The organism is Streptococcus mitis (genome assembly GCA_001560895.1).
Lineage (GTDB): Bacteria > Bacillota > Bacilli > Lactobacillales > Streptococcaceae > Streptococcus > Streptococcus mitis_Q.
Map to the genome: position 1 here is coordinate 2,142,382 of CP014326.1, position 25,541 is coordinate 2,167,922.

The 25,541-nt window shown below is 35.3% G+C and carries 23 protein-coding genes and 3 tRNA genes; 7 read left to right on the forward strand and 19 right to left on the reverse strand.

What is annotated here, in order from left to right; genetic code table 11:
• Window positions 1–50: 50 nt before the first annotated feature.
• From AXK38_10015 to AXK38_10055, 9 genes are read right to left on the reverse strand one after another with little or no spacing between them, the layout of a single operon-like run.
• The gene (locus AXK38_10015; GenBank protein ID AMH89560.1) at window positions 51–545 is read right to left on the reverse strand and encodes a rod shape-determining protein MreD; all 495 of its coding nucleotides are present in this window, start codon (window positions 543–545) and stop codon (window positions 51–53) included.
• Window positions 545–1,363, reverse strand: a complete 819-nt coding sequence (locus AXK38_10020) for a rod shape-determining protein MreC (protein AMH89561.1) — start codon at window positions 1,361–1,363, stop codon at window positions 545–547. Before AXK38_10020 ends, AXK38_10015 begins: the two co-directional genes overlap by 1 nt.
• Window positions 1,364–1,421: 58 nt before the next feature.
• Window positions 1,422–2,216, reverse strand: a complete 795-nt coding sequence (locus AXK38_10025) for a cobalt ABC transporter permease (protein AMH89562.1) — start codon at window positions 2,214–2,216, stop codon at window positions 1,422–1,424.
• Window positions 2,209–3,048 carry an energy-coupling factor transporter ATPase gene (gene cbiO / locus AXK38_10030; protein ID AMH89563.1) on the reverse strand — a complete coding sequence of 280 codons (840 nt, stop codon included), beginning with the start codon at window positions 3,046–3,048 and terminating at the stop codon, window positions 2,209–2,211. Before cbiO (AXK38_10030) ends, AXK38_10025 begins: the two co-directional genes overlap by 8 nt.
• The gene (cbiO, locus tag AXK38_10035; protein AMH89564.1) at window positions 3,033–3,860 is read right to left on the reverse strand and encodes an energy-coupling factor transporter ATPase; all 828 of its coding nucleotides are present in this window, start codon (window positions 3,858–3,860) and stop codon (window positions 3,033–3,035) included. The genes cbiO (AXK38_10030) and cbiO (AXK38_10035) overlap by 16 nt, the downstream gene beginning before the upstream one ends.
• The gene (locus AXK38_10040) at window positions 3,857–4,402 is read right to left on the reverse strand and encodes a CDP-diacylglycerol--glycerol-3-phosphate 3-phosphatidyltransferase (GenBank protein ID AMH89565.1); all 546 of its coding nucleotides are present in this window, start codon (window positions 4,400–4,402) and stop codon (window positions 3,857–3,859) included. The genes cbiO (AXK38_10035) and AXK38_10040 overlap by 4 nt, the downstream gene beginning before the upstream one ends.
• 10 nt (window positions 4,403–4,412) lie before the next feature.
• Window positions 4,413–5,255, reverse strand: coding sequence for a DNA-binding protein (locus AXK38_10045; protein ID AMH89566.1), 843 nt, complete (start codon window positions 5,253–5,255; stop codon window positions 4,413–4,415).
• A gap of 41 nt (window positions 5,256–5,296) precedes the next feature.
• The gene (locus AXK38_10050) at window positions 5,297–6,580 is read right to left on the reverse strand and encodes a peptidase M16 (protein ID AMH89567.1); all 1,284 of its coding nucleotides are present in this window, start codon (window positions 6,578–6,580) and stop codon (window positions 5,297–5,299) included.
• Entirely contained in the window at window positions 6,577–7,827 is a 1,251-nt protein-coding gene (locus AXK38_10055; protein AMH89568.1) for a peptidase M16, read from the reverse strand. Before AXK38_10055 ends, AXK38_10050 begins: the two co-directional genes overlap by 4 nt.
• Window positions 7,828–7,985: 158 nt before the next feature.
• Here AXK38_10055 and AXK38_10060 point away from each other — a divergent pair, with 158 nt between their 5' ends.
• Window positions 7,986–8,354: a hypothetical protein gene (locus AXK38_10060; protein ID AMH89569.1), complete on the forward strand. Its 369-nt coding sequence runs from the start codon at window positions 7,986–7,988 to the stop codon at window positions 8,352–8,354.
• Between the two features lie 2 nt (window positions 8,355–8,356).
• The gene (locus AXK38_10065; protein AMH89570.1) at window positions 8,357–9,454 is read left to right on the forward strand and encodes a DNA replication/repair protein RecF; all 1,098 of its coding nucleotides are present in this window, start codon (window positions 8,357–8,359) and stop codon (window positions 9,452–9,454) included.
• Between the two features lie 49 nt (window positions 9,455–9,503).
• Here the strand turns inward: AXK38_10065 and AXK38_10070 are convergent, their stop codons facing one another.
• Complete coding sequence (locus AXK38_10070) at window positions 9,504–10,982, reverse strand: IMP dehydrogenase (GenBank protein AMH89571.1); 1,479 nt, start codon at window positions 10,980–10,982, stop codon at window positions 9,504–9,506.
• Between the two features lie 151 nt (window positions 10,983–11,133).
• Complete coding sequence (locus AXK38_10075) at window positions 11,134–12,159, reverse strand: tryptophan--tRNA ligase (protein AMH89572.1); 1,026 nt, start codon at window positions 12,157–12,159, stop codon at window positions 11,134–11,136.
• A 205-nt stretch (window positions 12,160–12,364) separates the two neighbouring features.
• On the opposite strand from AXK38_10075, the gene AXK38_10080 reads away from it, so the two are divergent.
• Complete coding sequence (locus tag AXK38_10080; GenBank protein AMH89573.1) at window positions 12,365–13,987, forward strand: ABC transporter ATP-binding protein; 1,623 nt, start codon at window positions 12,365–12,367, stop codon at window positions 13,985–13,987.
• Between the two features lie 61 nt (window positions 13,988–14,048).
• Window positions 14,049–16,592 (forward strand): copper ABC transporter permease, encoded by a 2,544-nt coding sequence (locus AXK38_10085; GenBank protein ID AMH89574.1) that lies wholly within the window; start codon window positions 14,049–14,051, stop codon window positions 16,590–16,592.
• A gap of 26 nt (window positions 16,593–16,618) precedes the next feature.
• Here AXK38_10085 and AXK38_10090 read toward each other — a convergent pair whose 3' ends face one another.
• Window positions 16,619–19,261 carry a hypothetical protein gene (locus AXK38_10090; GenBank protein ID AMH89575.1) on the reverse strand — a complete coding sequence of 881 codons (2,643 nt, stop codon included), beginning with the start codon at window positions 19,259–19,261 and terminating at the stop codon, window positions 16,619–16,621.
• A gap of 127 nt (window positions 19,262–19,388) precedes the next feature.
• Between AXK38_10090 and AXK38_10095 the strand changes: the two genes are divergently transcribed.
• Complete coding sequence (locus AXK38_10095; GenBank protein ID AMH89576.1) at window positions 19,389–19,931, forward strand: TetR family transcriptional regulator; 543 nt, start codon at window positions 19,389–19,391, stop codon at window positions 19,929–19,931.
• Between the two features lie 40 nt (window positions 19,932–19,971).
• On the opposite strand, the gene AXK38_10100 is transcribed toward AXK38_10095, so the two are convergent.
• The 7 genes from AXK38_10100 to AXK38_10130 all read right to left on the reverse strand — a co-directional run bounded on the left by AXK38_10100 (window position 19,972) and on the right by AXK38_10130 (window position 23,144).
• Window positions 19,972–20,045: transfer RNA gene (locus AXK38_10100), tRNA-Asn, on the reverse strand.
• 5 nt (window positions 20,046–20,050) lie between these two features.
• Window positions 20,051–20,122 (reverse strand) — tRNA-Glu (locus tag AXK38_10105).
• Between the two features lie 51 nt (window positions 20,123–20,173).
• On the reverse strand, window positions 20,174–20,926 hold the full coding sequence (locus tag AXK38_10110; GenBank protein ID AMH89577.1) for a LytR family transcriptional regulator: 753 nt from the start codon (window positions 20,924–20,926) through the stop codon (window positions 20,174–20,176).
• Window positions 20,923–22,248 (reverse strand): histidine kinase, encoded by a 1,326-nt coding sequence (locus AXK38_10115; protein ID AMH89578.1) that lies wholly within the window; start codon window positions 22,246–22,248, stop codon window positions 20,923–20,925. Before AXK38_10115 ends, AXK38_10110 begins: the two co-directional genes overlap by 4 nt.
• A 12-nt stretch (window positions 22,249–22,260) precedes the next feature.
• Complete coding sequence (locus tag AXK38_10120) at window positions 22,261–22,383, reverse strand: bacteriocin leader domain-containing protein (GenBank protein ID AMH89579.1); 123 nt, start codon at window positions 22,381–22,383, stop codon at window positions 22,261–22,263.
• Window positions 22,384–22,547: 164 nt separating this feature from the next.
• Window positions 22,548–22,621 (reverse strand) — tRNA-Arg (locus AXK38_10125).
• Between the two features lie 43 nt (window positions 22,622–22,664).
• Window positions 22,665–23,144, reverse strand: coding sequence for a 23S rRNA (pseudouridine(1915)-N(3))-methyltransferase RlmH (locus AXK38_10130; GenBank protein ID AMH89580.1), 480 nt, complete (start codon window positions 23,142–23,144; stop codon window positions 22,665–22,667).
• A gap of 183 nt (window positions 23,145–23,327) precedes the next feature.
• On the opposite strand from AXK38_10130, the gene AXK38_10135 reads away from it, so the two are divergent.
• A complete protein-coding gene (locus tag AXK38_10135) occupies window positions 23,328–24,509 on the forward strand; it encodes a serine protease (GenBank protein ID AMH89581.1) in 1,182 nt (393 codons plus the stop codon).
• A gap of 57 nt (window positions 24,510–24,566) precedes the next feature.
• Window positions 24,567–25,325 (forward strand): chromosome partitioning protein ParB, encoded by a 759-nt coding sequence (locus AXK38_10140; GenBank protein AMH89582.1) that lies wholly within the window; start codon window positions 24,567–24,569, stop codon window positions 25,323–25,325.
• Window positions 25,326–25,541: the final 216 nt, after the last annotated feature.

The window sequence follows — 25,541 nt, forward strand, 5'->3', positions numbered from 1 at the left end:
AAAAAAAGGCCTAATGAATATTACGCCTTTGTTACATTTTTGTTTCTTTCTCATAGATAATATTTTTCAAAAATAAACTGAAAAATAAGCATCCACACAAGATTTAAAATCATGGATGGTACTAGACTATAAACGATAAAAATCGGCAGACTATCTACAGTTAAACCTACCGCTAATGCAAAGAGATAAGCTCCCATATCAAATAGAAAACTCATAACAATCATAGCCAAGATTCTTGTCCAACGATTCAATAAAATAACACTATTCAACTTATAAAGAAAGGCTCCCAATAAGATAAATAAGAGAGTTGCAATCCCTATTAGATGGAAAAAGTAAACATCATAAACCAAGCCTATCACAAAACAATAGACGAGGTAGAAATACTCTGATACTTCTATCGTCTCAAATAATAGAAATAAAAACAGAAAATGACTAGCCAAATGTACATGTGGGGAAAATGAGCCCATAAGCTGACTAATATGGGCGTCAATTAGAACAAAGAAAGGAAGCAATAAAAACACTCCAACCCGCTTCAGCTGTCTCATTATGAATTCCCCACTAATTCTATCACATCCACATTATGAGTATCTGCACTCAATTTAACAGTTACTTCCCGTGTCAAATAGTCTGTACTATGCGTTGTGGCAACCACTTCACCAACAGGAATATCCGCAACGTTAAAGTTTCCTAATCCACCCGTTATCACCTTATCTCCTGCACTAATATCGCTATTGCTATTTAATTGGCTAATTTTAAGAACTTCATTTTCCTTGTCAAAACCAACAATAATCCCATAAATTGTAGTAGAACCATGTTGAATTTTAACAGAAATCTTATCAGCATTTTCCGTATTTGTCAGAAGGTTGACTATAGTAGAGTTCTCCTCTACTTTTGAAACACTCCCAATCAAGCCACCATTTGCAATAGCTAACATGTTCTCAGAAGCCCCTTTTGATTTGCCTACATCTAAGGTCAATTCCTGCTTCCAAGATACCGGAGAACGCATAATAACATCTGCTGCTAAAGTCTTTGTGGCTTGCAACTTGGACTTCATATCAAGCAATTGGCGCAGTTGTTCATTTTCCGTCTTTAAACTTTCCGCCTCATTTGATTTAACTTCTAACTGGTAAATCTGTTTCTTCAAACTTTCATTTTCATTATATGTTCGTGTTAAGTGAACCAAATCTGATTTGACAGAATCAAACCACTGAAAAGGTTTTTGTACAACCCTATCAACCAATGAGATTCCATCTCCTAATTTTGTCACAATTGTACTTGAATAAGTCGTCGCCAAGAGAGCTGACACAAGCAGAACAATGACAAAAACAATAATGACATATTTTGATTTTTTAAAACGGTTCATATCCCTACCTTTATATCAAAAACTGTTACAGTAACTTTTAATCAATTCCTGAAATCTACTAAGATTTTAAGAAAAATAAACAACAACCAAGTACGAGAATAACAAGAATTACTAGCGTATCCTTTCGAGTCCATTTCAATTGTCTGTATTGACTTCTGCCTTTTCCACCCTGATAACCACGCGCTTCCATGGCGATAGCCAAGGAATCTGCACGTTTTAAACTTGTCGCAAAAAGAGGAATCAAAATAGGAATCATAGCCTTTACTTTTTGAACAATACTTCCTTCTCCAAAATCCACTCCACGCGCTTTCTGCGCATTCATAATCCGCGTCGTATCATCCATCAAGGTTGGGACAAAACGTAGACTCATGGACAGCATCAATCCAATTTCATGAACTGGAACTCTCACACGTTTTAAAGGCGCTAACAAAGCTTCGACAGCTGAGGCCAAACTTAAGGGCATGGTCGTTAAGGTTAACAAAGTTGAAAAGAAAATGATCAATACAAAGCGACAAAAAATAATTCCAGCTTGTTGCAAAGCATAATCCGTGATTCTCACAAATGAAAACTCAATTAAAACATTCCCATTAGAAATGAAAAACAGTTGAAAAATAGTTGTGAAGGCAATCAAGAAAAACATAGACTTCAAGCCCTGAATAAAAAATGAAAGAGATACTCCTGACAAGGCAATAAATATCCCTATCGCTATAAAAAGAATAAGATTCGTCAAGGGATTATTAGCCCAAAAAACGATCAAAATTAGTAGCATCATGGCCAGCAATTTGCTGCGTGGGTCCAACCGGTGAACAATCGAATCCCCTGGGATATAACGCCCCAAAATCATACTATCCATTTAGAGACTCCTTGAACTCCTCTATCTTAATCGGTAATCGTTTAAATGACACACCTCTATCAGCCAATCGTTTACAAAATGCTGTAATCTTAGGTACTCCCAACTGAACTTCTTCCATAAAAACAACATCTTGAAAGACATCACTTGGTTTGCCACCCTTCACTAAACGTCCCTTTTCCATTACATAGACTTGATTCGCATATTCAGCAACATCATCCATCAAATGCGTTACCAAGACGATAGTCATCCCTGACTGGTGGAGTTTTTTAAACAAATTCATCAACTCTTTTCTCCCCAGGGGATCTAGGCCTGCTGTAGGTTCATCTAAGACTAATATAGCTGGCTCCATGGCAAGTATGCCTGCAATGGCTACACGTCTCATTTGTCCACCTGACAACTCAAACGGACTGCGATTAAAAAGTGATTCGTCAATTCCAACCAGAGCCAGTTTCTCACGCGCAATCTTCTCCGCATCTTCTTCAGAAACTCCAAAATTTTGCGGTCCAAAAGCAACATCCTTCAAAACTGTTTCTTCAAAGATCTGATTTTCAGCAAACTGAAATACCAAGCCAACCTGTTTTCTAATTTGACGAATATCTTTATTTTTAGAAGTCGAGGTGATTAAGGTATCAAAAACTCGTACACTTCCTTGACTTGGCACCAATAACCCATTTAAGAGTTGTAAAATAGTTGATTTGCCACTACCTGTATGCCCAATTAAAGCCGTATAAGAACCATCCTCAATCGTCAAAGAAACATCCGACAAAGCTGTTGAAGCTAAAGGAGTACCTTCTTGATATGTAAAACTCACATTTTCTAGAGCAATTCCCATAGCTTATCCTCTAGCTCACTTTCTGTCAAATAATTTTCAGGCAAATCATAGCCATGCTGGTGCAAAGAATGTTTTAATTGATTGGCAAAAGGATCGTCTAATCCAATTTGATCTAAATCATTTCGAGAGAAAAGCTCCCTTGGACTACTAGTTGATTCAATTGCTCCTTTTTTCATGACCAATACGCGATCACTCATAGCAACTTCTTCCAAATCATGTGTAATGGAAATGATCGTCATATCATAGTCTTTTCGAATTCCTTGTACTGTCTCAATCAGTTCTCTACGCCCCTCAGGATCCAACATACTCGTTGCCTCATCTAGGATTAGAATCGCTGGTCTTAGGGCTACAACGCCTGCAATAGCCACACGTTGCTTTTGACCACCTGATAGACGCGCTGGCTCTCTCTTTTTGAAGTCCAACATGCCAACCAAATCCAGGGCTTCTTCCACTCTCTTTTTCATTTCTTGACGAGAAAGTCCCTGATTTTCCAAACCAAAGGCAACATCATCTTCAACAGTCGCTCCAACAAATTGATTGTCTGGATTTTGAAAAACCATACCGATTTGACGACGTATGCTCCAAACAGTCTCCTCAGTCAACTGTTGGCCATTGATTACAATCTCTCCAGATTCTGCTTCAAATAATCCATCAATTAACCGTACTGTCGTTGATTTACCACTACCATTATGCCCTACAATCGAAAGCCATTCTCCACGTTTCACGTGAAACGTAATATCCTTCACATCATAGTATTCCTGACTTTCTTTATAGCGAAAAGAAAGATTTTTTACATCAATTATTGATTTCATTTCGAACCAAATGTCCCTTTAAATACATAGGCACTACCCTTGAAATAGTCATAGCCAGAGTAGATAGTGAAAAATAAGGCTACATAAAGTAGAACTTGACCAATCAAAGTCCAATGTAATAGCAAGAAAATAATCGCAAACATCTGACTGAAAGTTTTAATTTTCCCAGGCATTGCTGCTGCTAAGACTGTCCCACCAGTTTCAACCAATAAAAGCCTTAAACCTGTCACAGCCAACTCTCGACAGATAATCACTGCAACAATCCAAGCCGGAGCCATCCCTAACTCAATCAACATAATAAAAGCCGACATAACTAGTAGCTTATCCGCCATAGGATCTGCAAATTTACCAAAATTACTGACCACATTCCATTTACGAGCTAAATATCCATCTAAATAATCTGTAATACTAGCAATAGCAAAGATAATAGCTGCTACTATATGACTCTCTATCGAATTTCCTACTGTTAAAATAAAGATAAAAATAGGTATAAAAAGAATTCGACCTATTGTTAAGAGATTTGGAATTTGTTCTTTTTTCATTCGTTTTTCCTTAATTCTTAGTGAAGGTTATCGTAATTGTCCCAGTATAAGCTGTTAATTTAGATAAATCCACAGTCTGATTATCTACTGTCAAAGCAACACCTTTGACAACACCTAATGTAATGATAACAGGATTTGTTGTTGAAACGGTTGTTTCCGAACTTTTATTATCCGGTGATAAAGTCACACCACCCTCAAGCTCGCTTTCTGAAACACTGACCCAACTTCTAGCATCTGAAACTGCCAATTGCAATTTAACTGTTTCCTTACTTGTCTTATAAGCTATTTCTACATGATTTCCTTCACCTGATACACTTATATCTGATTCTACACTAGAGGAACTGCTAGATGAACTACTACTTGAGGAGTGGGGAATAGAGCTAGTTGAACTTATTGAACTTGTTGATTGAACCACACTGTAATTAGAAAGAGAAGGCCCTTCTGGTTGAGTCTGGATATAATTCCAAACATAATAAGTCACAAAAATTACAATCGATAGTGCAAAGAGTACAAAATAAAATAAAGGTAAAAATGATGTTTTTTTCTTATTTTTCTTACTTGAACGTCTGCGCCCTGTCAACTCATCTTCATCAACATCCACTTCCTCATAAGTAATCATACTCCCAGAATCATAAGCATCCAAAACAATTTGGTCATCTAACTCAACAGCCCATGCATATTTTTTCAAGAAAGAACGCGTGTAAAAAGGACTTGGAAGTTGATCGAAATCGTCTGCTTCCATTGCTTCCAACATATCTAACTGGATTTCTGTCTTTTTCTGCAATTCATCTAAACTCAATCCCTGATTGATTCTAGCTAATCGTAAAACCTCACCAATTGTTTTTTTCCTCATACTTGTCATCCCTTCTTTCTAGTGTCTATTATGATAGGTTACTACGATGGGAATATTGTAAAATCAACTATATCCCCTTCATCTATTAAGTGATGCCCTGCTTCAAGGACATCCTCTAAAGTAATTTCCTGTAAAATCTTTGGTAAATCAAAAATTGTCTCACCATGTTCAAAAGCATCATATTGCGTTGCAATAAATTCAAGAGAGTTCATACTACTGAAAAATTCTCCAAACATCTCTCTTTTGATAATATCTAAATGATCCTCTGTAATATCCAAATCCTTTGTAAAATTACGAATGGTCTTCCTAAATTGATGAGATAAAGCAACTGGCTCTTTCGTATCCATTGTCAACATAACAAAATGAAAGCGACTTGTAACTTCAACTTCAAGAGATAAGGAAGCATCTATCTTACCTGATTCATATAATTTTTGAAAACGATCCGAAGTCCAACCAAACATCATTGCAAACAATAATTTTAATAAAATATGATGTCGATAGCAATACACCTCAGCAACTTCTCGATTACCTCTAACCCCAATCGCTAGTTTGGGAGAAGATACTTCCATTCTCATACTGTCCGTTTGCTTTACATCTTGTAAAAGCAACTTTTCTTTTGATACTTCCTGAACATTTAGATCTTCCAGTTCTTTTCTTTCAAAATAGTCCTGTACTTGCTCCACATCAAAATTACCGACTAAGAACAAAGACATATTTACAGGCTTGTAAAACCTTGTGAAATTTTCTTGCAAATTAGTTAGATTGATTTGGGAAATGGACTCCTCACTTCCAACTATATCAGTCGCTAAAGGTGTGCCAGGATATAAATTCGCTAAGGTTGAAAAGAATAAACACGAATCGGGATCATCTTGGTACATTTCTCGTTCTTGCTGGATAATATCCTGCTCTCTCAGAATGGAATCTTCGGTAAAATGTGCCGATGTTACCAATTCATCAAGTAAGTCTAAATTTTCTAAAAAATGAGCCGTTGCTGAAAAAAGATAACTTGTTTTTGTAAAGCTTGTAAAGGCATTACTATCTGCACCTAGACTCGTAAAAGCCGACATCAAGTCGCTAGAATCTTCTCTCTCAAATAATTTATGTTCAAGAAAATGAGCAATTCCTGCAGGATATTCTTTTACATCTCCGTCAACTTCTGTGACAAGCATATCTACCGAACCAAACTGTACAGTTACACTCCCGTAAACCTCTTTAAATTCCTTTTTAGGCAAAAGAGCAACTGTCAATCCATTTGACAAACGAGTTCGATAAACCATTTCTTTTACAGCTGGATAGTATTTTTCTTCAAAAACAACCTTTGTCATTCTATTCCTTCCATAAAGTAAATCGCCTGTAGTTTCACATTATTAGCTGCTCTACAAATAGCATCTTTGTCAACTTGCTCGAGTTTTGCAATCCAACCTTTAAAGTCTGATGAAGATTTTCCAAGTAAGGCATTTTGATAAGTACGTTCAATCAATGAACTTTGATTATCTTGAGAAAGTAACAAAGACCGACGAATCATTTCCTTGGTCTGCTCTAACTCAAGCTCTGTAAAATAACCTTTTTTTAAATCAAGCAGTTGATTATTCATCATTTTACGAGCCTGGTTCCGATTTTCTCGATCAATACCAGCATACATCCTCAAGAACCCACTAAATAAATCGAGCTGACTGGAAATGGTATAAGCTAATCCAGCATTTTCACGGACATTTGTAAAGAGTTTAGAATGAGCAAATCCACCAAGTAAACCATTCATTACAATCATGGGTAAATGTTGCTCATCACCATATTCAGCAGAGCAATGATAGCCCAACTCTAAAATGGACTGTCCCACATTTTTCCGAACCATACCTTCTTGTAGTATATTGGAATAAGGTTGACAATACTGAACCTTCACATCTCCTTTTCTACCTTTAAAACCAAATGATTCTAATACATTTAGAATTTCAACCTCATTAAAATCACCTAGGAAAAAGAAATCTATTCTGTCATTGGCCAAAAATTCTTGGAAACAAGAATAAGAACTTTGTGAAGTTTCAGCTAAAATACGATTTCGTAAATCACTATATTCCAATTGGAGACGTTCGTCATGAAAAAATAATTTATCTAATTCTTTATGTGCAAAATAAAAAGAATCATCCATATCAGCTGCTAAACTTGCTAGCAATTGTTTTTTCTCAATTTCAAATAAGGCCGAATCAAACCCATTATCAACTACAACAGGTGAAAAAAGAGTTTCTTTTACTAGTTCCAAAACCTGTGAAGTTAACACATTTTTCTTACTTAAAAACTCATCACGAACATATGTGAATGTCAATTCTACAATGTGGCTTTGTCCTCTTCTAAAACAATTGGTTGACATATCTGTACCATATAGACTAGCCAAGTGTCTTCTCAAATCTTGAGAAGTAGGGTACCTCAGATTAGCAGTCTCTAGCATACTCGCACTCAACATGCGACCTGCGATCGTATCAAGAGATAATGGAGCTGTAAAACGCACGGTGATTTTGTTCGTTTTAAACTTCTTTGATTGGATAAAATGTGTTGAAACTCCATGCACTAACTCCATGATTTACCTCCTTATATACAGACTTCTATTATATCACGAAAACCTGAAATTTTCTTGTTCTCTGTAACAGTTTTGAAATAAAAATCGCTTACATTTCTTCCTGTTTCTATCACTATTTTTAGGAAAATATGATATAATACCAAAGATTGAGGTGAATTATGGAATACAAATTATTTGAAGAATTTATTACCCTCCAAGCACTACTCAAAGAACTTGGAATTACACATAGCGGAGGAGCTATCAAATCATTTCTCTCTGAACATTCTGTTTACTTTAATGGGGAATTAGAGAGTCGTCGCGGTAAAAAACTTCGTATTGGCGATAAAGTTGACATCCCTGACATGGACATTGACATCTTGTTGACACAACCCACTTCTGAAGAACAAGATGAATACCAAGCTGATAAGGTTGAAAAAGAACGGATTGCTAAACTTGTCAAAGAGATGAATAAGGGAGTTAAAAAAGACAAATCGAAACCTACTTCATCACCTAAAAGCAAACAAGCTCCACGATTCCCTGGTAGATAATCATGTGGCTACAAAACCTATCTGTCAAAACTTTTCGTAATTACAAAGAGACGAAAATAGACTTTAATCCTAAATTGAATGTCTTTTTGGGACGTAATGCACAAGGAAAAACAAATATGCTAGAGGCTATCTATTTTTTAGCCTTAACGCGTAGTCATCGAACTCGAACAGATAAAAATCTCATTCATTTTGATGAAGAACAACTTCATCTTTCAGGTCTCGTTCAGAAAAAAACTGGATCCATTCCTCTAGAAATCGAACTAACACAAAAAGGTCGTGTGACAAAAGTTAATCATTTAAAACAGGCACGCCTTTCAGATTATGTGGGACACATGAATGTTGTCTTATTTGCTCCTGAAGATTTACAACTAATTAAAGGAGCACCTTCAGTTCGACGAAAATTTATTGATATGGAGCTTGGACAAATTAAGCCAATCTATCTATCTGACTTAACCAATTATAATCACATCCTAAAACAAAGAAATACTTATCTAAAATCAGCTCAAAAAATAGATGAAACCTTCCTTTCTGTGTTGGATGATCAGCTAATTGATTATGGATGTCGTGTAATGAATCACCGCTTAGATTTCATAAAAAAACTAGAATCATTTGGACGTCAGAAACATTTTGAACTCTCTAATCAGATTGAAGAGTTGTCAATTTCCTATCAATCTTCTGTCAACCCAACTGACCAAGAAGATTTATCTGAATCTTTCAAAATTGCTTTAGAAAAAAGTAAACCCCGAGATTTATTTAAAAAGAATACTGGTGTTGGTCCTCATCGAGATGACATTTCTTTTTATATAAATGGGATGGATGCTAGTTTTGGAAGTCAAGGCCAACATCGTAGTCTCGTCCTTTCTATAAAATTAGCAGAAATCGAGTTAATGGAAAGTATTACTACAGAATCTCCGATATTATTACTTGACGATGTTATGAGCGAGCTTGACAACACTAGACAGTTAAAATTATTAGAAACGATTTCTCAATCAATCCAAACCTTTATTACAACAACAAGCTTAGACCATCTTCAAAATCTACCAGAAAATCTAAGTATTTTCACTATTCAAGATGGTAAAGTTGTTGTAAATAAAACTTGACAACATTGTAAAAGAACTCCTATTTTTGCAGGAGTTCTTTTTATTTCTTTTACATAGAATAATTTGGTGCCTCATTAGTAATTTGTACATCATGAGGGTGGCTTTCTTTCAAACCAGCACCAGACATTTCAATAAATTGAGCGTTATCATGTAGTTCTTTAAGGTTAGCCGCACCACAGTAACCCATACCAGATCGGATACCACCAATCATTTGGAAGACGATATCAGCTGCCGCTCCTTTATAAGCAACACGACCTTCAATTCCTTCTGGAACAAGTTTATTTGCTTCATTGACAGAACCTTGGAAGTAACGATCGCTTGAGCCTTTTTTCATAGCAGCAATTGATCCCATACCACGGTAAGTCTTAAACTTACGTCCTTGGAAGATTTCAGTTTCGCCTGGAGCTTCGTCTGTTCCAGCAAACATTGATCCAAGCATAACTGCATTTCCACCTGCAGCAAGAGCTTTTACAATATCTCCAGAATACTTGATTCCACCGTCAGCAATGATCGTTTTACCATATTCACGCGCAACAGCTGCAGCATCATAGATAGCTGTTACTTGTGGAACACCAACACCAGCAATCACACGAGTAGTACAGATAGAACCTGGTCCAATACCAACCTTGACAACGTCTACACCTGCTTCGTAAAGTGCGCGCGCTCCCTCAGCAGTTGCAATATTTCCAGCAATCAAAGTACGATCTGGGAAGTGATCACGAATCTCAGCAATTTTACGCAAGACACCTGCAGAATGACCATGTGCAGTATCAATAACAATCGCATCCGCTCCTGCTTCAAAAAGAGCCTCTGCACGTTCAAATGTATCTGAAGTAACACCTACTGCACCTGCAACTAAGAGACGACCAAACTCATCTTTAGCAGCATTTGGAAACTCAATAACTTTTTCAATATCTTTGATAGTAATCAAACCAGAAAGACGACCTTCTTCATCTACCAAAGGAAGTTTTTCAATACGGTGTTCTTGAAGAATACTCTCAGCTGTTGCAAGGTCTGTACCCACAGGAGCAGTCACAAGATTTTCACTAGTCATATGGTTTGAAATTGGTTGGTTATAATCTGAAATAAAACGAAGATCTCGGTTTGTCAAAATACCAACTAATTTACGATTTTCAAGTGTTTCAACAACTGGAACACCACTGATGCGGTAACGTCCCATAAGCTCATCAGCTTCAGCAATTGTATGTTCAGGCGTCAAGAAGAACGGATCAATAATAACTCCATTTTCAGAACGTTTTACCTTGCGAACCTCGTCTGCTTGTTGAGCAATAGACATGTTTTTATGGATAACTCCGAGACCACCTGCACGAGCAATAGCAATAGCCATTTGACTCTCTGTTACTGTATCCATAGCAGCGGTAATAATTGGGATATTTAAAATCAAATTATTTGCCAATTTAGTTGTTAAATCTGCATCGTTAGGCAATACATGACTTTCAGCTGGAATAAGCAATACATCATCAAAGGTAAAACCTTTTTTCAAAAATTTAGTGTCCCAATTAGACATTCGATGTTTCCTCTTTTCTTTCTTTTGGAGCTTGACTCTTTTTATATTGTATCTATCATACCATTCTATAAAAATTTGTCAAATGTTACAGGAAGAAATAAAAAACTATCTTTTCTTTGAGATAGAAATGATAGTTTCTTGTAAAATAAACCTAGTTAAAGTAATGAAGTCCCATTGCTCCTTTAACCTCAGATAGGGTTTGACCTGCAACTTCACGCGCTCTTTCACTACCTTTTTGAAGCATATTATAAACTTCTCCCATATCCTTAGCAAATTCGATACGGCGCTCACGAATAGGACCCAGTTCACGTTCTAATATTTCAAGTAGATAACGCTTGGTCTTCACATCACCAAGACCACCTCGTTGATAATGTTCTTTCATGTCAGCAATTTCTTGAGCATCTTCTGGACGACCAAAAACATCTAGATAATGGAAAACCATATTTCCTTCAATTTTACCTGGATCCTCAACGCGGATATGATCTGGATCTGTATACATACTCATTACTTTTTTACGCAAAGTATCCGCATCATCAGCTAAATAAATACCGTTATTGAGTGATTTAGACATTTTAGCATTTCCATCTAAACCAGGTAAACGCCCTGCTCTCTCATTTTCTGGATAAATACCTTCCGGTTCTACCAAGACATCACAGTTATATGCATTGTTAAAAGAACGAACAATCTCGCGAGTTTGCTCAATCATTGGTTTCTGATCTGTCCCAACAGGAACATAATTAGCCTTGAAAGCCGTGATGTCAGCTGCTTGAGCGATTGGATAGACCAAGAATCCTGTCGGAATACTTTCCCCAAATCCTTTCTGAGCAATTTCTGTCTTGACAGTTGGATTACGCTCCAGACGTGCTAATGAAACCAGATTCATATAATACATAGACAACTCAGCCAACTCTGGAATTTGACTTTGAATAAAGATTGTCGATTTACTGGGATCCAATCCAACTGCAAGGTAATCCAAAGCCACATTTCCGATAGACTCTATAATGGTTTGAGGTTCTTTGGCATGATCTGTCAAGGCTTGTTGGTCAGCCAAGAATACAAACATGTCATACTTATCCTCTTCCTGTAATAATACTCGATTTTTGAGACTTCCAACATAATGTCCAATATGCAATTTGCCTGTTGGACGGTCTCCTGTTAAAATAATGGGTTTAGTCATTTTGTTCTCCTTCGATATAGTCCCTTCAATTATAGCATTTTTTTAATGAAATAACCGAAATTTATCAAAATAAATCAACTTTGCTATTTACTGCTTTTTGTAAAGAGAGTTGTAAACATAATTTACACAAAATTGACAGATAAAAATTTGAATATTTCCGTATTTTCTAGTAGAATAAATATATTACACATATAGGAGAAAAACATTGCTTACAGTATCTGATGTTTCACTACGTTTTAGTGATCGCAAACTTTTTGATGATGTCAATATCAAATTTACAGAAGGAAATACTTATGGATTAATCGGTGCTAATGGTGCCGGAAAATCAACCTTTTTAAAAATTTTAGCTGGAGATATCGAACCTACTACTGGTCACATCTCTCTTGGTCCAGATGAGCGTCTCTCTGTTCTTCGTCAAAATCACTTTGACTATGAAGATGAACGTGCAATTGACGTCGTTATCATGGGAAATGAAAAACTTTATAGCATCATGAAAGAGAAAGATGCTATCTACATGAAGGAAGATTTCTCAGATGAGGATGGAGTGCGTGCTGCCGAACTCGAAGGAGAGTTTGCCGAACTTGGAGGTTGGGAAGCAGAGAGTGAAGCCTCTCAACTCCTTCAAAATCTAAACATTCCAGAAGAATTGCACTACCAAAATATGAGCGAATTGGCCAATGGTGAGAAAGTAAAGGTTCTCCTCGCCAAAGCACTTTTTGGTAAACCAGATGTTCTTCTCTTGGACGAGCCTACCAACGGTTTAGACATCCAATCAATTACATGGTTAGAAGATTTCTTGATTGACTTTGATAACACAGTCATCGTAGTATCCCATGACCGTCACTTCTTGAATAAAGTATGTACCCACATGGCAGACCTTGACTTTGGAAAAATCAAACTCTATGTCGGAAACTATGACTTCTGGAAGGAATCTTCTGAGCTTGCTGCTAAATTGCTAGCAGACCGTAATGCCAAAGCAGAAGAAAAAATTAAGCAATTGCAAGAATTCGTTGCTCGTTTCTCTGCCAATGCTTCTAAATCAAGACAAGCAACATCGCGTAAGAAAATGCTTGATAAGATTGAGCTAGAAGAGATTGTACCATCTAGTCGTAAATATCCATTTATTAACTTTAAAGCAGAACGTGAGATCGGTAATGATCTCTTGACAGTAGAAAATCTAACTGTAAAGATTGATGGTGAAACTATTTTAGATAATATCAGCTTTATCTTGCGTCCAGGTGATAAGACAGCTCTTATTGGACAAAATGATATCCAAACGACTGCATTAATTCGTGCAATCATGGGAGATATTGACTATGAAGGAACTGTCAAGTGGGGAGTTACAACTAGTCAATCTTACCTGCCAAAAGATAACTCAGCTGATTTTGCAGGGGGAGAATCAATTCTTGACTGGTTGCGTCAATTCGCAAGTAAAGAAGAAGATGACAATACTTTCCTACGCGGTTTCCTTGGCCGTATGCTCTTCTCTGGGGATGAAGTTAACAAACCTGTCAACGTCTTGTCAGGAGGAGAAAAAGTTCGTGTTATGCTTTCAAAACTCATGCTCTTGAAATCAAATGTGCTTGTCCTCGATGATCCAACCAATCACTTGGACTTGGAATCTATCTCAAGTTTGAATGATGGATTGAAAAACTTTAAAGAATCAATCATCTTTGCCAGTCATGACCACGAGTTTATTCAAACTCTAGCCAACCATATCATTGTCTTGTCTAAAAATGGCGTCATTGACCGTATCGATGAAACCTATGATGAATTCCTAGAGAATGCAGAAGTACAAGCAAAAGTTAAAGAACTTTGGAAAGACTAAATAAAACTTCAAAACTCAGTTGGGTTAACCAGCTGAGTTTTCTAACATCTTATGAGGTAACATGAAATTATTTTTTAAAACATATTGGACCTATTTTATTTCTTTCATCATTCCTGTAGTCATTATGACAGGAGTATATCTATCTCAAGGTATCTACTGGAATAGTGACAACTCTCCTCTATTAGGAGATGGCTTTCATCAATACATTATTTTTGATATAGCTCTAAGGAATATCCTACATGGAAATGGTAGTTTGTTTTACACCTTTACAAGTGGCCTCGGATTGAATTTCTATGCCCTATCTAGTTATTACTTGGGTAGTTTCCTTTCACCTCTAGTTTACTTTTTTGATCTAACGAATATGCCAGATGCTGTTTATCTGACAACTCTCTTAAAATTTGGATTGATTGGTCTGTCAACCTTCTTTAGTCTAAATAGATTATTTAAAGATATTCCGAAATCTTTAAAACTAGCCTTATCCACTTCTTATGCTCTGATGAGCTTTACCGTTAGTCAACTAGAGATAAAAACATGGCTGGATGTTTTTATCTTGATTCCTTTCATTATCACTGGTTTACACCTACTTATAACTGAAAAGAAATTCCTATTATACTTTACAAGTCTGTCAATTTTGTTTATTCAAAATTATTATTTTGGCTATATGACAGCATTGTTTCTTATTTTCTGGTATCTCTATCAAATTTCGTGGGACTTTAAAACCCGAAAATCATCTGTACTTGATTTTGTTGTTACCTCCTTTTTAGCTGGTATGGCTAGTTTGATTATGACTCTTCCAACTCTGTTTGATTTACAGACACATGGGGAAAAATTGACTGAAGTTACAAAGTTTCAAACTGAAAGTAGCTGGTATCTTGATCTCTTTGCTAAGCAATTCATTGGTTCCTTTGACACAACAAAGTATGGGGCCATCCCAATGATTTTTGTTGGACTACTTCCCTTTATTTTGACCATTTTATTTTTTACGCTGAAATCTATTAAGTTTCACGTGAAACTTATCTATGCAATCTTCTTTACATTTCTAATTGCAAGCTTTTATATAGAAGTGCTTGATTTATTTTGGCAAGGCATGCATACTCCAAACATGTTTTTACATCGCTATTCTTGGATTTTCTCTACCTTGTTAATTTACACAGCAGCGGAAGTATTAAATCGTCTGAAAGAAATTAAAATCTGGAACTTTTTAGTTTCGCTTTTTCTTGTAGTAACAGGATTTTTAGCTACCATCTATCTAAAATCACATTATTCTTTTTTAACAGATTTGAATATTCTGCTTACTTTTGAATTTTTGATTGTCTATTCGCTTTTACTCCTTGCAGTTATCAAAAAGTTTATCTCTGTAAATCTATTTGCCATTCTAATCTCTTTATTTATAATGGTTGAAATGAGTTTAAATGCTTCATCTCAAATGGACGGAATTGCTAAGGAATGGGGATTTGCTTCTCGAAGTGCATATAGTAGAGATATCCCAGCTATGGAATCTTTCTCAACATATATTGGAAATCAATTTACTCGTACTGAGAAACTAGAGACTCAGACAGGAAATGACAGTATGAAATTCAACTACAATGGAATCTCTCAATTTTCATCTGTTCGAAATCGTTCAGCAAGCTCTACTTTAGATAAACTTGGTTTTAAATCATCTGGGACTAATCTCAATCTCCGTTATGCAAATAATAGTATTTTGGCTGATAGTTTATTTGGTATCCAGTATAATATCTCAGACAGTCCTATTGATAAGTATGGTTTTAAAGATATCTATCAAAAAAATAATCTTACCCTATATGAAAATCAATACTCACTTCCGATTGCATTTGCTAGTCAATCTGTTTACAACGATGTCAAGTTCACTGAACACACTCTAGATAATCAGGCCTCGTTTTTAAATCAACTTGCTGATGTCAATTTTGATTATTTTTCTCCAATACCCTATGAAAAAACAGAGAATACTGATGATTTGATTAGTGTTACAAGTTCTTCAAATGAAGATGCAGCAATCCAGTATCAAATTGAAGTGCCAGAAAACAGCCAAGTTTATCTTTCTTTCACAAACCTTCACTTTTCTAATGACAAACAAAAAAAGGTTGACATCCTTGTAAATGGGGAAAATAAAACTTTTACAACTGATAATGTCTTCTCCTTCTTTAATCTAGGATATACTAAAGAGAAAAAAACTTTCAATATTCATGTTAGTTTCCCTGGAAATTCACAGGTATCATTTGAATCTCCTACCTTCTATCGTTTAGATACCAAAACTTTTACCGAGGCAATTCAAAAAATTAAAGAACAACCTGTCACAGTATCAACTTCTAAAAACAAAGTCTTTACTACATATGATGTCAAACAAGATACATCCATTTTCTTCACCATTCCTTATGACAAAGGCTGGTCTGCCTACCAAGATGGGAAGAAAATAGAAATTAAACAAGCTCAAACTGGCTTTATGAAAGTTGACGTTCCTAAGGGAAAAGGAACTATTACACTTTCCTTTATTCCCAATGGTTTTGTTATTGGAGCAATCTGTTCCTTTACTTCTCTTTTACTATTTGCAATCTATAATCACAAACGAAAGTCATCTAAGACATAAAAAAATCGACCAGTTGGTCGATTTTTTTAATTTTCTTCCATTTTCTTAGGTCGATAGGCTAGCATACCTAAACCAGTAAATAGGGCTAATATCACAGCAAGGAAAATGACTTGATGATGAATATTTCCTGTCATAGAGATTGTTTGTCGTAATCCCGAAACTGAATAACTCATTGGTAACCAAGGATTAATGGCTCTAAAGAAATCATTTGTCAAAGCAAGTGGGTAAGTACCTGCACTTGATGCTAACTGTAATAAAAGCAAGATAAGAGAGAAGAAAGCTCCTATACGGCTATTCCATGTTGTTAAAGCGGTCACCATGGACATGAATACTAAACTTGTTAGGATAATGAGAATAAATGTTCTCATCTCATGATTTGCAGTTAAACCAATAAGATGAACTCCTCCATATACCAAAATTCCTGCTAAAACAGCTATAATACCATTTATTTCAGCTCGAGATTTCAACCAAGCCCAACGGCTCTCTGGATGACGTCCTGAAGGCAACTTCGCAAAGATCATATTCGTTGATATTGCTGCAACAAAGAGAGCAACTGATATCATATAAGGAGCCATTGCGATTCCATTTACAGAAACTTGGTCATTGTCTGTTTTGGAAAGATTGAGTGGATTTGACAAAATCTCTGCATTTTTAGATTCCGTTGATGCTGATTTAAGTTGATCACTAGCATTACCTAGTCCTTGTCCCAAAGAAGCAACTCCTGACTGTAAATCTTCCAATCCAGAAGTTAACTTTGTTCCACCCTCTGCAAGTTTCCCAGATCCATCTGCCAATTTATTAGCTCCACTTTCTAATTGAGAAGCACCTGAAATTAACTGACTGGATTTGTCAGCTAGTTGGCTAGATCCTGACTGCAATTTATCAACTCCTGCTATCAATTCTTGACTCTTTTGATTCAATTGACTGGAGCCAGTTGATAATTTTTCAATACCAGACACTAATTCTGGAGTTTTTTCAACTAATTGACCAACTCTTGCTGTCAAGTTAGAAGATTTTTGTGTCAAGGTAGTTAAGCCTGAAACTAGTTGATCCAAACTACCTGTCAAGGTGGAATTCTTTTCACTTAGTTGACTTGCGCCTTGAGAAACTTTATCAACACCTGCAGTATATGCATTTACCCCCGATGTAATCGACTGACTAGCAGGAACTAATTTACTCGTCACTGCTCCCTGTATTTCTGTTAATCCACTTGACAATCCTGTCAAAGAAGTAGAAGCAAGCGATAATACTTGATTAGCTTGATTTTTTAATGTCGAAAGATTTGAAGATTGATTTTGTAAGTTTTCCAAACTTCCCTGTAAACCTTGTACTAAAGCTATAATTGACTGACCCGATTGAATACTATCAGTCGAATTTTGAGATACAGAAGCGCTTATCTCAGCTTGTTGCTCACTTGTCAATGATTGATAAGCTGCTGTCGATTGAATATTGGCTAATGTAGTTGCTTTTTCAGACTGAGCACTTGCTAACATTTGATTAGAAAGAGATACTATACTTGATAAAACAGAGTCTAATTGTTTTGTATCTCCAACATCAATATTTTGAATAGCTTGATTTAACTGATTCAGACCAGAAGATAATTGATTAATTTGATCTTTTTTCTCAGACGAAGCATCTAACTTGCTAGAAAGTTGTTGAATCCCTTCACTTAATTGCTCCACCCCCATTCGAAGTGTAGCTGATTGATTAGATAACTGATTCGCACCTGTTGCAAGATTTCCCACTCCATTTGTATAGGCACTAACACCAGATGAAAATTGGTTAAGACCAGTATTGAGCTGAGAAACACCGCCAGTATAGGCCTCTACACCAGTATATAACTGAGTGATTCCCCCTACTAATTCAGGACTTTTAGAAGCTAATTGACCTAGCCCGCTATCTAATTGACTCACTGCACCAGTATATGTAACTAAGCCACTATTAAAATTCCCTAATCCAAGATGAAGTTGTTCAACACCAGAAACATAAGAGGATAATCCTTTAGTAAACTGCTCCGTTCCATTTGAAAATGTTAAACTTGAATCTGCTAAAGAGTGTAGGTTAGTAGTCAATGTTTGACTTCCTGTCACTAACTGATTCGCTCCATCAGTTAATTTTTCACTACCAGAAGCTGCTTGACTCATACCATCCTTTAATTCGACCATCTTATCAAATAAAGCTTTAGTATAGGTCTCAGTTACATTGGTAGAAACATTCTGCTTCAATTGTGTCATCGCAGAATCACTCATCTTGCTAGCAATAAAACTATGACCACTTGAAGTCTGATAATCGATTTGCATTTGCTCTGGATGATCCGTTAAAATAGAAGCTGCTTTTTCAGATAAATCACTTGGTAAAGTCACTACCATATAGTAATCGCCATCTTCCAATCCCTTCTTACCTTCCTCTTCATCTACGAAATGAAAATCTAAGCTTTTATTTTCTTTTAAATTTGACACCATGTCTTTTCCTATAGCCATGGTATTACCGTTATAGGAAGCTTCTTTATCATTATTGACAACTGCCACAGGTAAGTCAGACAATTGCCCATATGGATCCCACATTGATGACAAAAATATGATATTGTACAGAGCTGGAATAAGAGAAATCCCTATCATGACAATAATAAAGGTTGGTTTTTTAAAAATTGCTTTCCATTCTTTAAACATATCTTCTCCTTTTTTAAACATATTGTCTAAAATTTTGATATAATAGATTATACATTAAAAAATCTAAATTACAAGATAAAAAATTCATTTTTAGACAGATAGTCTAATTTGTTTACAAGGAGGAAATATGCAAGAAAGTAACAAACGCTTAAAAACAAAGCGAACTATTGAAAATGCTATGGTACAATTACTGATGGAACAGCCATTTGATCAAATTTCTACTGTCAAGTTAGCAGAAAAAGCCGGAATTAGTCGTTCCAGCTTCTATACTCACTATAAGGATAAGTATGATATGATTGAACACTATCAAAGCAAGCTATTCCATACATTTGAATATATTTTTCAAAAACATGCTCATCACAAAAGAGATGCTATTTTAGAAGTATTTGAATATCTAGAATCAGAACCACTTCTGGCTGCCCTTCTTTCTGAAAATGGGACTAAAGAAATCCAAAATTTCTTACGAAATAAACTTCATATCATGCTCAGTACGGATTTACAAAAACGCTTTATGCAACTAAATCTAAATACCACTGAATTAGAATATAGTAGCGTCTATCTAACTCACGCACTTTTTGGTGTCTGTCAAACTTGGATTGCACATGGAAAAAAAGAAAGTCCTCAAGAAATAACAGACTTCCTTATGAAGATGCTTGGTGATGCAAATTAATACAAAAAGAGGAACACAGTTGTGTTCCCTTTTATCTATACTCCGCCAGTAGGACTCGAACCTACGACATCATGATTAACAGTCATGCGCTACTACCAACTGAGCTATGGCGGATAAAATAGTCCGTACGGGATTCGAACCCGTGTTACCGCCGTGAAAAGGCGGTGTCTTAACCCCTTGACCAACGGACCTTCTATCTGTAGCAGATATAACCATTATATCAATTTCTTACTAATTGTCAATCACTTTTGAGATTTTTTCTCTAAAATATCTTTCAATTTTCTAATTTTTAACCTTGAAATAGGACAGCGATGGTCTTCATAGAAAACAACTTCTAGATTCTTTCGGTCAATTTCTCTGATATTGCCTATATTTACCAAAAATGACTTATGAGGAGAATAAAATCGCTGAGTATGTTTGTCTTTCTCTTGAATATCCGTCATTGTTCCATAGAACTCTTTTGCAAAATTCTTACCAATGATACGCAATTTATGAGAGACCCCTGTTGTTTCAATATACAAAATATCATGGTAAGGGATTTTTAAATCATTTCCCTTATAATTGTAGTCAAAATAATCTACAACATCTTCATTTTCAAGTAACATACTCTTCGTGTAGAAGATATTTTGCTCAATTCTCTTCTTAAACATCTCATCATTGATATCCTTATCAACAAAATCTAGGGCTGATACTTGATATTTATAGGTCAAAGTAGCAAACTCTGATCGACTGGTGATAAAGACGATAATAGCGTAAGGATTGTAATGACGAATGAGCTGAGCTACTTCAAATCCCTTTTTCTCAATACCATGAATATCGATATCTAGGAAATAAAGCTGATTTACTTCATCATTTTCAATGTATTCTTCAAATTCACGGACTTTTCCCGTTGTCTTGTATGATATTGGAATACTCGATTCTTTCGAAATTTCGTCTAATACTCTCTCTAATCTCACTTGATGTTCAATAACATCTTCTAAAATTAAAACTTTCATTCAAATTCCCTCTTAAATCTAATAATTTGTCTAAATGTACTGCCTTCCATCTCTGTTTCTAAAATAATATTGTTGTACTTATCTAGTAGTTCTTTCACATTATTTAATCCTACTCCACGATTTCTTCCCTTAGTAGAGAATCCTAATGAAAATAGATTTTCTGAAGGAGTCATCGTCATTTTACATGAATTCTGAATCACAATAACTGTTTCAGTTTCCATCTTAATAACTGCTACTTCCATCTGCTTTTTATAGCTATCAGCTGATCCTTCAACAGCATTGTTCAATAAAACGCTCATGATACGAACCAAATCCAATAGTTCAATTGGGAGCTTTGTAATCGTATCTTTTACTTCCAGTGTAAACTCTACACCATTATTTCGAGCATAGACAATTGACTGAGCAACCAAACTTCGTAAAGCTGAATCTTCTATGTTATTCAAATCAAAGTAAGTGTACTTATCTGAACGCAATTTATGATTTGCTTTGACTAAAACTTCATTGTAAACTCTGTCAATTTCTTGTAAATTGCCACTGTCAATTGCCATCTGCATGCTGACAAGCATTCCAGCATAGTCATGTCGAAAACCACGGATTTCATTATACAGACCGACAATTTCATCTGTGTAATTCTGTAAATGTTTCTGTTCAAATTTCTTCTGCTTCAAAGCAATCTCTTTCTCCATTTGATCTTTATGAGAATTCATTGCAAAGAAAGTCAAAAGGAGAGAAATAAAGACAATAGATGACAAAATACTTCCAAAACTATTCAAATGTTTAATCGTACTTACCATATCAGAAACGAAAGATACAATATGTAGCAATAGTAAAGCAAAAAATACTTTTTTCAAGAAAGGATAGAGGTAGTCTTTATCAAAATAGTTTAGATTCAAATGGAAATAATGAATGATTTTTAAGATAACGACATAAGTCAACACCGTTACAACGAAAAAGAATGGGTCATAATATTGTAAAACAAAATTGTCTCCTGTTAGAGAGGATAAAGTTACAGACAGAAAGTTATGAGTGCTCTCATATAAAAGAGATAGTAGTAAACTTAGGAATAGTCCTCTATCCCTCTCATACTGTTTCATCCATCGAAAATAGGAATATAAGCCCAAAGGAAATAAAAATGTTGAAATCCCTAACCCATCTAAATATAGAAGATAAAAGGGAAGGCCAAGTAATACTTCTACTAGTAATGTATAAGCACCAAAAAAGAATAATTCTTTTCTATTTATTTGACCTTTACAAATTAAACGGTAACTGTGACTAATAATAAAAAAATATAATATAAAATCTACTACTAAGAAAAAATTCATTCTTCTACTCCTTTATATTCTTCTTAAGAAATTAAAGAAAGTATTATTTGATTTCCTCATCTCCCCACCTTGAATCTTTTGTAAGTCTTTTTCCTTCAAGGCTACAAACTGTTCCAATTTAACTGTGTTTTTCATAATAAAATCTCCTCAATGTTTTTTTCTTGTAAGCTAACTTACAAAAACCATTATACAAAATGGAATTTCATTTTAGATAAAATTCTCTCAACTGTCATTTTTTTCTCCCCAAGTGTACTTTTTTAAGAAAAAAGCCGGGAAAATTCCCAGCTTTGCTACTATATTGATCCCAGCAGGATTCGAACCTGCGACCGTTCGCTTAGAAGGCGAATGCTCTATCCAGCTGAGCTATGAGACCTAACACAATCATTCTACCAAAAATTCAATTAAAAGTCAATTTTCTATTTATGGTAGGGTGATCCCTGCTGAATCGTAAAAGCGCGATAGATTTGTTCAGCAAGGACTAGTCTCATTAACTGATGGGGCAAAGTTAGACGGCCAAAACTAACAGAAAGATTAGCTCTCTTTTTTACATTCTGTGCTAATCCCAGACTCCCTCCAATAATAAATGTAAGAGTAGAAAATCCTTTTATAGAAGCTTCTTCTAACTGCTTACTAAATTCTTCTGAAGAGAAAGTTTTCCCTTCTATAGCCAACACAATAACGAAATCACGGTCACCAACTTTTGATAAAATTCTCTGACCTTCTATTTCTAAAATCTTTTGATTTTCTGACTCACTGGCCTTATCTGGTGTTTTTTCATCTGCTAGCTCAATCATTTCAAGTTTAGCAAATCGAGAAATTCGTTTTGAATACTCCGCGATACCATCTTTTAAATACTTTTCTTTCAGTTTCCCAACTGTTATAACTTTAATTTTCATGACTCTATTCTAACATATTCTCTATTTTTTCACATCTTATTCACAAAATAAAAGGTTAATTTTAACTGAGAAAACCACAGATTTTTGAAAGTTATCCACAATCTGTGAAAAACTTTTGTTTTTAAGTTATAATTAAGCTAGTCAGTTTATACTTTCAGTAATTTCAAACATATGGAGGCAAATATGAAACATTTAAAAACATTTTACAAAAAATGGTTTCAATTATTAGTCGTTATCGTCATTAGCTTTTTTAGTGGTGCCTTGGGTAGTTTTTCAATAACCCAACTAACTCAAAAAAGTGGTGTAAGTAACTCCAACAACAATAGCACTATCACACAGACTGCCTATAAAAACGAAAATTCAACAACGCAGGCTGTTAATAAAGTAAAAGATGCCGTTGTTTCTGTTATTACTTATTCAGCAAATAGACAAAATAGCGTATTTGGTAATGACGATACTAATACAGATTCTCAGCAAATTTCTAGTGAAGGATCTGGGGTTATTTATAAAAAGAATGACAAAGAAGCTTACATTGTCACTAACAATCACGTTATAAATGGCGCCAGCAAAGTAGATATTCGTTTGTCAGATGGAACTAAAGTTCCTGGAGAAATCGTCGGAGCAGATACTTTCTCTGATATTGCTGTCGTCAAAATCTCTTCAGAAAAAGTGACTACAGTAGCTGAATTTGGTGATTCTAGTAAGTTAACCGTAGGAGAAACTGCTATTGCTATTGGTAGCCCATTGGGTTCTGAATATGCAAATACTGTCACTCAAGGTATCGTATCTAGTCTCAATCGAAATGTATCTTTAAAATCTGAAGATGGACAAGCCATTTCTACAAAAGCCATCCAAACTGATACTGCTATTAACCCAGGTAACTCTGGTGGACCACTGATTAATATTCAAGGACAGGTTATCGGAATTACCTCAAGTAAAATTGCCACAAATGGAGGAACCTCTGTAGAAGGCCTTGGTTTCGCAATTCCTGCAAATGATGCTATCAATATTATTGAACAGTTAGAAAAGAACGGAAAAGTGACGCGTCCAGCTTTGGGCATCCAAATGGTCAATCTCTCAAATATTAATACAAGTGATATTAGAAGACTTAATATTCCAAGCAGTGTAACATCTGGTGTAGTTGTTCGTTCGGTACAAAGTAATATGCCTGCCAATGGTCACCTTGAAAAATACGATGTTATTACAAAAGTAGATGACAAAGACATTGCTTCATCAACAGACTTACAAAGTGCTCTTTACAATCATTCTATCGGAGACACAATTAAGATAACCTACTATCGTAACGGTAAAGAAGACACTACATCTATTAAACTTGACAAGAGTTCAGGTGATTTAGAATCTTAATTGACATCTATGTAAAGAAAACTTTACATAAGAGAAAAGATGTGTTAGTGTAGAACCATGGAAAAATTTGAAATGATTTCTATCACGGATATACAAAAAAATCCCTATCAACCTCGAAAAGAATTTGATAGAGAAAAATTACATGAACTAGCACAGTCTATCAAAGAAAATGGGGTTATTCAACCGATTATTGTTCGTCAATCTCCTGTGATTGGTTATGAAATCCTTGCAGGAGAGAGACGCTATCGGGCTTCACTTTTAGCTGGTCTACATTCTATCCCAGCTGTTGTTAAGCAACTTTCAGACCAGGAGATGATGGTCCAGGCCATCATTGAAAATTTACAGAGAGAAAATTTAAATCCAATAGAAGAAGCACGCGCCTATGAATCTCTCGTAGAAAAAGGATTTACCCATGCTGAAATTGCAGATAAAATGGGCAAGTCTCGTCCTTATATCAGTAACTCGATTCGTTTGCTTTCCTTACCAGAACAGATTATCTCAGAAGTAGAAAATGGCAAACTATCACAAGCCCATGCGCGTTCTCTAGTCGGGTTGAATAAGGAACAACAAGACTATTTCTTTCAACGAATTATAGAGGAAGACATTTCTGTAAGGAAGTTAGAAGCTCTTCTGACAGAGAAAAAACAAAAGAAACAGCAAAAAAATGATCATTTCATACAAAATGAAGAAGAACAGTTAAAAAAACTACTCGGATTAGATGTAAAAATCAAACTATCTAAAAAAGACAGTGGAAAAATCATTATTTCTTTTTCAAATCAAGAAGAATACAGTAGAATTATCAACAGCCTGAAATAAGGCTGTTCTTTTATTTTTTTATCTCACAAGGTTATCCACTATTTTTTTCGATAAAAAGCTTAATAAATCAATAGTTTTTAATTTTATCCCCAACCTGTGGATAAAGCTTGATAACATTGTGGATTATTTTTCACAGCTTGTGGAAAATTCTTACTATCTATGGTAAAATAAGTCTAGCATTAAACTTTTAAACAAATAGTAAAGGAGGAGAACGGA